At 62.7% G+C, this 8393-nt stretch carries 3 protein-coding genes; all 3 read left to right on the forward strand.

Features of this window, described 5'->3' with window-relative positions:
• The first annotated feature begins 382 nt into the window (after positions 1-382).
• From Q5Y75_RS26080 to pbpC, 3 genes are read left to right on the forward strand one after another with little or no spacing between them, the layout of a single operon-like run.
• Positions 383-5788 (forward strand): alpha-2-macroglobulin family protein, encoded by a 5406-nt coding sequence (locus tag Q5Y75_RS26080; RefSeq protein ID WP_306203072.1) that lies wholly within the window; start codon positions 383-385, stop codon positions 5786-5788.
• The gene (locus Q5Y75_RS26085; protein ID WP_306203074.1) at positions 5785-5973 is read left to right on the forward strand and encodes a putative glycolipid-binding domain-containing protein; all 189 of its coding nucleotides are present in this window, start codon (positions 5785-5787) and stop codon (positions 5971-5973) included. Before Q5Y75_RS26080 ends, Q5Y75_RS26085 begins: the two co-directional genes overlap by 4 nt.
• Positions 5966-8002, forward strand: coding sequence for a penicillin-binding protein 1C (gene pbpC / locus Q5Y75_RS26090; RefSeq protein ID WP_306203076.1), 2037 nt, complete (start codon positions 5966-5968; stop codon positions 8000-8002). Before Q5Y75_RS26085 ends, pbpC begins: the two co-directional genes overlap by 8 nt.
• Positions 8003-8393 lie beyond the last annotated feature (391 nt).

The raw sequence follows: 8393 nt of genomic DNA on the forward strand, positions 1-8393 counted from the left end.
CTGGCGATCATGACGACCCAAAGCCAACTTCGAGCACAGCCTCCGAATGCCGCGGTTGCGGCCCGCATTGCGGGCGCTCGCAGTCGACACGAATTCCAATGACCCGGCGACGGTGTCGTAGGGTTCTTGCTCTCTACACCTGTAGTGCATCGACGACATCAGGCGCTCGCCGACATTCAGTCAGACCTGGCCGCGCAATGAACTACACAGGGTAAGTGTAGAGCGGGCCGCTTGTGCAAAGAGGTTTCCGTGTCGAGTTTCCTTGGCCACAACCGAGTAGATTCAATGGAACCGCAAAGGCTGATTGGGCGCGACGCATTCGAGCTAACCGTTGCATTGGCTGAAAGGCTCGTGCGAGCCTGCGCATAAACAGGAGGTCATCATGCACCGCTTTGTATTCTTCTTAACTGCATTGATAGTGTCGTTCGAGGGGATCAGCCCACAACCCGCTCATGCGGAAACCAGCGCCTACCGCTATGTCGTGACCCGCGATGCCGATTTCTATGGCTCTGATCTGGACGCTCTGTTCGACACCGATCTGAACTCTTGTGTGCGGGCCTGTTCGGCCAACGCAAGCTGCACTGCATTTACCTTCAACTCTCGCTCGGATGCCTGTTTTCCGAAGATGGGTGTCGAGAAGACCGAACCCTATTTGGGGGCTATCTCGGCGCGCAAGGTTGCGACTGACGCCGGCATACTGGAGCTATCACTCGCCCGTGCGCGCGAGTTGGAGTTTTTGCAAAGGGCCGACTTTGATCGTGCCCAGGTACAGGCGCGTGACCTTGGCCTGCTCTATCCTGCTGGCGGGCTGACATTGGGCAACGTGTTGCAGGCGCTGTCTGTGGCCGAGAATCGTGACCAGGAATTGCGCTGGACCGGGCGTGCTGTGTCTCTTGGCGATCGCTGGGATCTTTGGGCCGACTATGCCCGCTTGCTTATGGCCGGCAAGGATCGAAACGACCGCTTGCCGGCGCTGAGCGCGGCGATCAATGGCTATCTGCGCGCCGGAACACCGCCGGAGCAGGCCAATGCGCTGACCCGGATGGCAGCGGCGCTGGAATGGAACGAAAGGGGACGGGACATGGTCTCAGCGCTGCGTATGGCCTCGGACATCCAACCGCACGAGGATGTTCTTGCGGCGCTGGATACTGCCATTGGCAAATACGGCTTCCGCATCACAGACAGTCAGGTCGACAGCAATGCAGCTACCCCGCGGATCTGCGCGCAGTTCTCCGAACCACTGGTCAAGGCTGGCGTTGATTATGAAACCTATGTCCAGCTTCCCGAGCCTTACCTGGTGGTGCAGACCGAAGAGCGCTCCCTTTGCTTTGACGGCGTAGCGCATGGCGAACGCTATCGGATCACTTTCCGCAAGGGGCTGCCCGCAGCCTCGGGTGAGATTCTGAGCAAGGACGTCGAACTGACCCATTATGTGCGCGATCGCGGGCCCTCGGTCCGGTTCCCGGGGCGCAGCTATGTCTTGCCCAAGATCGCCGATGCAGCATTGCCCGTTGAAACCGTGAACTTGACCGAGTTGAACCTGCAACTGCGCCGGATCAGTGACCGCAATCTGCTGCGCGTCGTTCAGGACGGGTTCTTTGGCCGCCCGCTCAGCCGCTGGCAGGACCAGCAATTCTCCAAAGAGATCGCTCAGGAGGTCTGGACCGGAACCGCGCAGGTCGAAAGCGAACTCAATCGCGATATGACGACACGCCTGCCCATGGCCGAGGCGATTGCTGATCAGCCGCCGGGGATCTATGCGCTGAGGGCGCGCGTGCCGGGCGTCGATCCTTATGACGATCCGGGCGCGACGCAGTGGTTTGCACTGTCGGATCTCGGGATCAGCTCCAAAACAGGCACGGATGGCCTGCATGTCACCGTGCTGGGTCTGGCCGACGCCCAACCGCGCTCAGATGTCGAGATCTCGTTGATCTCGCAGGCTAACTCGGTGATCGCAACCGCGCAGACCGACGATCAGGGTTATGCAAGGTTCGAGCCCGGCCTGACCCGCGGACGCGGCGCTGGTGCTCCTGCATTGATTCTGGCGGCGCAGGGCGAGATCGATTTCAACTTTCTATCGCTGACCGACCCAGCGTTTGACCTGTCCGATCGCGGGGTCGAGGGGCGCGCGCCCGCCGGACCGGTCGACGTGTTTCTAACCACGGATCGCGGGGCCTATCGTGCGGGAGAGACCATCCATGTGACCGCTCTGGCGCGGGATGGCACCGCACAGGCCATCGACGGCCTGCCGCTGACGGCCATTCTCAGCCGCCCCGACGGGGTAGAATACCGCCGCATCGTTTCGGATCGCGGGATGGCCGGCGGGCATGTCTTTGCCGTGCCGGTCAGCGCGGATGTGCCGCGCGGCACCTGGCGGATCGAGGTGAAATCCGATCCCGAGGGCGCGGCACTGGCCAGTCAGACGGTTCTGGTCGAGGATTTCCTGCCCGAGCGCATCGATTTCGACCTGTCGTTGCCCAATGCACCGCTGCGCCCCGGCGACAGCCCGCCGCTGCGGATCGACGCGACCTACCTGTTTGGTGCGCCCGGCTCGGATCTGAGTATCAACGGGCAGGTTTCGCTGCGCTCAGCCGAAGAGCTTGACGGATATGACGGCTATCGGTTCGGCCGCTATGATGCGGAAAGCCGGATTCAGGCCAGCCAGTTCGGCGATGCGCGCACAGATGCACAGGGCCAGGCCACGGTGCCGGTCGAGATCCCTCTGTCGCAGATCGAGGGCAAACCGCTGGAGGCGACGGTCACTGCGCGCTTGGCCGATGGCTCAGGCCGTCCCGTCGAGCGGCAACTGGTGGTGCCCATCCGGCCGCAGGCCCCGGTCATTGGGATTAGGCCGCAATTCGACGGTGTGGTTAGCGAGGGAACCGAGGCGACATTTCAGGTCATCGGACTATCCCCCGATCTGACCCCCGCGCCAATGCGCGTGCGCTGGACCCTGAACCGGATCGAGACAAGCTATCAATGGTACCAGCTTTACGGCAACTGGAACTGGGAGCCGACAACCCGCCGCACCCGAATCGCCTCGGACAAGGCGGATCTGGGTACCGAACCGCTAGCACTGGCGCAACCGGTGGATTGGGGACGCTATGAACTGGTCGTTGAGCGGCTGGACGGTGCCTATGCCGCAGCCGCGCTGGATTTTCGCGCGGGCTGGTATGGGGCCGAGGACAGCTCGACCACGCCCGACCGTCTGGAAATGTCACTGGACCGCGCAGATTACCGGGTCGGAGACACCGCGCAGCTGCGGCTGGTACCGCGCATGTCAGGTATCGCGCAGATCGAGGTTCTGTCTGACCGCCTCATCGCTAGACGGACCATGCCGGTCGCGGCGGGCGAGACGGTTGTTCCGCTGACCATCACCGAGGATTGGGGCACCGGCGTCTATGTGACGGCCACGGTCATCCGGCCCATGGATGTTGCGGCAGGCCACAATCCGGCGCGCGCGATGGGCGTGGCCCATGCAACGGTCGACCCCGCGGAGCGGGCGCTGGAAGTCACGATAGAAGCGCCGGAAACGGCCACCCCGCGAAACACGCAAAAAATCCGTATTGGGGTGGAAAATGTGCCCGCTGACGAAACCGTCTGGCTGACCATTGCCTCAGTTGACGTCGGCATTCTGAACCTCACCGGCTTCGATAGCCCCGACCTGCGGGGTCATTATTTTGGCCAGCGTCGTCTGGGAGTTGAACTGCGCGACGTCTATGGTCGTCTGATCGATGGTATGAACGGCGCGCTGGGTACCGTGCGGTCGGGCGGGGATGCGAATGCGGGGATGCGGATGCAATCGCCACCGCCGACGCAGGATCTGATGGCCGTGTTCAGCGGGCCGGTACAACTGGGCGCCGATGGCGCGGCAGAGATCGACCTGCCCCTGCCCGTCTTCAACGGCACCGTCCGGATGATGGCAGTGGTTTGGTCCGAGACTGCGATCGGACAGGCCGAAGCCGAGATGATCGTGCGCGATCCCGTTGTCGTTACCGCAAGCCTGCCGCGTTTTTTGGCACCGGGTGACGAAAGCCGCCTGCGTCTGGAACTGGCGCATGCCAGCGGACCGTCGGGCGAGATGCCGTTGTCGGTCACAAGCTCCGACGGGCTGGAGATCGGCCCGGTTCCGGGCACCGTGACGCTTGACAAGGGCGGCAAGGCTCTTTTGGATATCCCACTGCGCGCCGGTGTGCCGGGCGACCTGGTGATTGCGATCACGCTGACCCCGCCGGGCGGCAAGCCGCTGACACAAAACCTCCGGATGCCGATCCGCGCAAATGACCCGGTTGTGTCTCTGACACGGCGGTTTTCGCTGGGAACTGGGGACAGCTTCCTGTTCTCATCGGATGTGTTCGCGGACATGAAGCCGGGAAGCGCCAAAGCCATGCTCTCAGCAGGGCCCATCGCGAAATTCGACGCGGCAGGCCTGCTGGCGCATCTGGACCGTTATCCCTATGGCTGCACCGAACAAGTGACCAGTGGGGCGATGCCGCTGCTCTATCTTTCATCCGTCGCGCAAGCCTCGGGGCTTGGCGACGGCCCGGCGGTAGACGCACGGATCGCTACCTCGGTCGAGCGTATTCTGACCCGGCAATCCGCGAATGGTGCCTTTGGCCTGTGGCGACCGGCAAGCGGGGATTTCTGGCTGGATGCCTATGTCAGCGACTTCCTGTCGCGTGCGCGGGCACAGGGCCACGCGGTACCGGACCGGGCTTTTGCCCAGGCCATGGATAACCTGCGCAACCGCATCAACTACGCCCCTGATTTCGACAAGGGCGGCGAGGATATCGCCTATGCTCTGTTGGTACTCGCCCGCGAAGGCGCCGCCTCGATGGGCGATCTACGCTACTATGCGGATGTAAAGGGCGACGCCTTTGCAACCCCGTTGGCGGCAGCGCAGATGGGCGCGGCACTGGCAGCCTATGGCGATCAGACTCGCGCTGATGCGATGTTCGCGCGCGCGGCAGCGATGCTAAGCCGCCGGACCGGCACCGAACCCGCAATCTGGCGCGCCGATTACGGCACGGATTTGCGCGATACGGCCGCCGTACTGGCACTGGCCAGCGAGGTCGGCAGCGCAGCGGTCGACCTCGACGCGCTGGTCCACCGGGTGACGGCACCGATTGACCGGCCCTCGACACAGGAGGCCGTCTGGTCGCTGATGGCCGCGCACGCCCTGATCTCTGCGCCCGAAAGCGCGGGACTGCGCCTCAACGGAGCCGCTGTTGACGGACCGTTTGTGCAGGTGCTGGATGACAGCACCAGTGAGCCGATCAACATCACCGCCGCTGATAGCCAGAGCACCGACATCACCCTGACCGTCACCGGTGTTCCGCGTGTCCCGCCAGAGGCGGGCGGGACAGGTTACGCGATCACCCGCGCCTATTATACGATGGACGGCACGCCGATCGAGGGCAACAGTTTTGCCGTTGGCGACCGGTTCGTGACCGTGCTGACCGTCGCACCGTCGGAAACCGGCGGCGCGCGACTGGCGGTTGACGACCCGCTGCCCGCTGGAATCGAGATCGACAATCCCAGCCTTCTGCGCTCGGGCGATGTTCGGGCGCTGGACTGGCTTTCGTTGTCGGACGCGACACATACCGAGTTCCGCAGCGACCGGTTTCTCGCGGCGGTCGATCTGACGGGAAGCGCCCCAGTTACGCTGGCCTATGTTGCGCGCGCGGTGAGCCCCGGAACCTTCCACCATCCCGCGGCCTCGGTCGAGGACATGTATCGCCCCAGCTACCGCGCGCGGACCGGGACGGCGCAGGTCGTGGTTCGATGACGGTCCGTGCCACGTGGTTGCCCCCGGCGCTGGACCATCTCGCTCCACTGGATCAGACCTATCGCCACCTCGCAGTTGATCGCGTGTTATGCGCATCGCGGCAATATAAAGCCGAGTTGCATATTCACGAAACCGGGTTCGTCACCTGCTATCCCGATCTTTGTGAGGGCTGGATTGATGTCTAAGCCCGCGCGGTTGTTCTTGGGCTTGGCTATCGGTCTGTTTTTGGCCGCGATTGCCCGCGACGGGTTCGACGCCTGGGTTGATCGCACGGTCCTGCCCCCGGTTCTGGCTGAGACTTCGATTGAAATCCGCGATCGGAATGGAAAGTTGTTGCGCGTCTACCCGGTTGATGACGGGATCTGGCGATTGCGGCCTGGCGATGTCGACCCGGGTTTTTTGGCGATGCTGATGCGCTACGAAGACAAGCGTTTCCGCACTCATCCCGGCGTCGACCTGCTGGCGCTGACGCGCGCTGTCTGGCAGGCGCTGCTCAATGGGAAGACGGTCTCGGGCGGCTCAACATTGACGATGCAGGTCGCAAGGCTGATCGAGGACGGCCCGACGGGACGATGGAGCGGCAAGCTGCGCCAGTTGCGTGTTGCACTGGCTCTGGAAAGGCGGCTGAGCAAGGGTGAGATCCTGTCACTATACCTCACACATGCTCCCTATGGAGCCAATCTGGAAGGGATCCGGGCCGCGAGCCTTGCGTGGTTCGGAAAGGAGCCCCGCCGCCTGACACCCGCCGAGGCGGCCCTGCTGGTTGCGCTGCCGCAATCGCCCGAGGCGCGGAGACCAGATCGTCATCCGGTGATTGCACGCGCCGCCCGCGATCGGGTGCTGCGCCGCGTTGCCGGCCAGGGCGTGCTGGAGACGCCCGAGATGCAGGCCGCCCTTACAGACAGGCTGCCCGCCGTGATGCGCCCATTCCCCCGGCTTGCGCCGCATCTTGCGGACCGGGTGCGCGCTGTCGAACCGGGCCTCGCGGCACATGACCTGACACTGGATAGCGACCTGCAGGCACGGCTTGAGCCGTTGATTGCCCGCGCCGCGCGCCGCGCAGGGCCACAGCTGTCTGCGGCGATGATCGTTGCAAACCACCAGAACGGCGAGATCTTGGCCTCAATCGGCTCGGCTGGGTACAAAGATGAACGGCAAGGGTTTGTGGACATGACCACTGCCCTGCGGTCGCCTGGATCGACACTCAAACCGCTGATCTACGGGTTGGCCTTCGATCAGGGGCTGGCTCATCCCGAGACGCTGATCCATGACGGGCCGGTAATGTTCGGGCGCTATGCGCCGCGCAATTTTGATGGGATGTATCGGGGCGATGTGCGGGTGCGCGAGGCATTGCAGATGTCACTGAACATTCCGGTAGTGCGGTTGGCCCATGAACTGGGTCCGGGAAGAATCATGGAGGCGCTGCGGCGCACCGGTGCAGCCCCCCGTCTGCCGGGATCGTCACCCGGTTTGGCGGTCGCCTTGGGCGGGATGGGTCTGAGCCTGAATGATCTGGCTCAGCTCTATGCCTCGATCGCTGCGGGTGGGGCCGGACCGGTTCTGCATTACCGTCTTTCCGAGTCGGGTGACTCTCTACCACGAGTCATATCTGCAGTCTCTGCCTGGCAGATCGGCGACATTCTGGCGGGCCTTGTCCCGCCGCCCGGCGCCCCTACGGGGGTACTGGCCTATAAAACCGGGACATCTTACGGACATCGCGATGCCTGGGCCATCGGCTACGACGGGCGTCATGTAATCGGGGTCTGGATAGGACGCGCAGACGGCACACCCGTTCCCGGCGCGTTTGGCGGAGACATGGCGGCTCCGCTCCTGTTCGAAGCATTCGGATTTCTAAAGCCTGCATTTGACGCACGCCCTGCGCCTCCGCCATCGGCTCTGATCGTTGGGACTGCCGAACTGCCCCCGCCACTGCAACGGTTTCGCCCGCGTGGCGCAGCGTTCGAGATTCCGACAGACGCACCCCTTCTTCTGTTTCCCCCCGACGGCGCAAGGCTGACTACGGATGGAGCACGGCTCACAGTCAAACTACGCGGAGGCGTTGCTCCTTATGCTGTGCTTTCAAATGAGCGGCCGCTGGTGACTGGAATGAGAGACAGGGAGTTTGAGATCCCCAATCCCGGCAAGGGATACGCGGCGATTGTGGTGGTTGACGCCAAGGGGCGTTCAGACCGGATTTCGATTAGAATAGACTAGACGGAAATCCATCCCAGCTAAACGCAAAAGGTTGGAGACTATTCCGGCGGAGTTTAACAGGATCGATGAAACCAGATCGGAAGAAGACATCGATCTGTGGGCGCGGTATTCAGTGGCAGAATGGCTTGCATGTAACGTGAGAAGAACTGAACGCCTACGAGCTTGCGCCAGTGGGCCCAAAACTGATCGTTTTGAGCAGAATTTATACTCGTATCGGAACTGGCATTGAACTTTGCGACAGATCCCACCGCGCAAAAAGGCCGGACACACGACTGCATCTGACAGACGCTCATATCAGATCAAAAAAATGTCTTGCTATGCAGGAGCCATCCACACAGGACATTTAATGGGTGCTGCAAGAGAGCTATGATGTGTGAATTGTAAATCGTGC

It is taken from the genome of Ruegeria discodermiae (assembly GCF_030758345.1).
GTDB lineage: Bacteria > Pseudomonadota > Alphaproteobacteria > Rhodobacterales > Rhodobacteraceae > Ruegeria_C.